Annotated in this window: 1 protein-coding gene and 1 pseudogene; both read right to left on the bottom strand. The window is 62.9% G+C overall.

Annotated features, from left to right (window positions below):
* Positions 1-220 (bottom strand): annotated as a pseudogene (locus AC1DUU_RS32110) (ABC transporter permease); the annotation flags it as partial.
* Positions 217-1,188 (bottom strand): ABC transporter permease, encoded by a 972-nt coding sequence (locus tag AC1DUU_RS32105; protein ID WP_476787331.1) that lies wholly within the window; start codon positions 1,186-1,188, stop codon positions 217-219. The pseudogene AC1DUU_RS32110 and the gene AC1DUU_RS32105, both read right to left, overlap by 4 nt.
* Positions 1,189-1,363 lie beyond the last annotated feature (175 nt).

Raw genomic sequence — 1,363 nt, 5'->3', positions numbered from 1 at the left:
CCAGGCCCGCGAGAATGTCGCGGCCGGTGGTGTCGGTTCCCAGCGGAAAACGCATTTCCGACATTGGGGGAAGGAAGGGCCGGCCGCCCATTGCCCATGGCCCGCGCGGGAACAGCAGGGGCGCAAGCAACGATATGGCGACGATGACGAAGATGATAATCAGGCCGACCCACACTTCCGTGCGGGTGAACATGCGGCGGAGAACGGAGTTCGCGATCACAGTGCAATCCTCGGATCGATCACGGTGTAGATGAGGTCCGTGATGATGTTGAAGACGATGGCCAGCGCCGCTGCGACCAGGAAAGCGCCAAGCAGCAGGTTGTAGTCGCGTTGCAGCAGCGCATCGAACATCAGCCTGCCGATGCCGGGCCAGGCGAAGACGGTTTCGGTCATGATCGCGCCACCGACCATGTTGCCGGCCTGCAGCCCGGCAAGCGTCACCACCGGCAAAAGCGCGTTGCGCAAGACGTGGCGGAACTGGATCCGCGTTTCGCCGACACCTTTTGCGCGTGCGGTCTTGACGAAGGCCATCTGCGCCATCGCCATCATGTTGGCGCGGGTCATGCGAGTGTAGACGGCGATGTAGAAGAAGGAGAGCGCAAGCGTCGGCAGGATGAGATGCTTGGCGACATCCAGTGCGGCGGCCATGCCGGTAAGGTTGGCGCCGACGGAGCTGTAGCCGAATGCGGGCAACCAGCCGAGCTGAATCGAAAAGACCAAAACCGCCATCAATGCCAGCCAGTACATGGGCGCGGCGTAGAAGATCAGGGCGGCAAAGCCGATCGCCCGGTCCACCCAGCCGCCGGGGCGGCGGCTGGCGAGCACGCCCAACCCCACCCCGACAACCAGCGAAAACACGAAGGCGCAGACCGTCAGCAACAGAGTTGCGGGCAGCCGGTCGGCAATCAGTTGCGCAACCGTTTCCTGCTGGCGGTAGGAAAAGCCGAGGTCGAGCGTGGCAATGCGCGAGATGTAGGTCCACCACTGCACGAGAAGTGGTTGATCCAGCCCGTACTGGATCCRCAATGCGTCCAGGAACCGCTTGTCGACCGCGCCTGCTTCGCCCGCCATCACGGCGACGGGGTCGCCCGGTGCAGCGCGGATCAACAGGAAATTCAGGGTGGCTATGACAAAGAGCGCAACCACGCCCTGCACGATGCGCCCCAACAGAAATTTCAGACGGTTCACACTCTTCGCCCCTGAACAAAACCTCATGGCAGCCCGGGCATCCGGGCTGCCAGCTGACGCTGTTTGCGCGTCCTATTCGACCCGGGCGCGCCCAAGGCTGTCGTTGAGGCCGACCGCCGACGAGATCAGGTTCTTGATGTTCGAGCGGTGGATCGTCGGCCAGATCATCTCGAAT

The sequence above is a fragment of the Aminobacter sp. P4_H6_2 genome (assembly GCF_056400805.1).
Note: the sequence above shows the minus strand (reverse complement) of the source record. Positions and strands in the feature narration are given on the sequence as shown.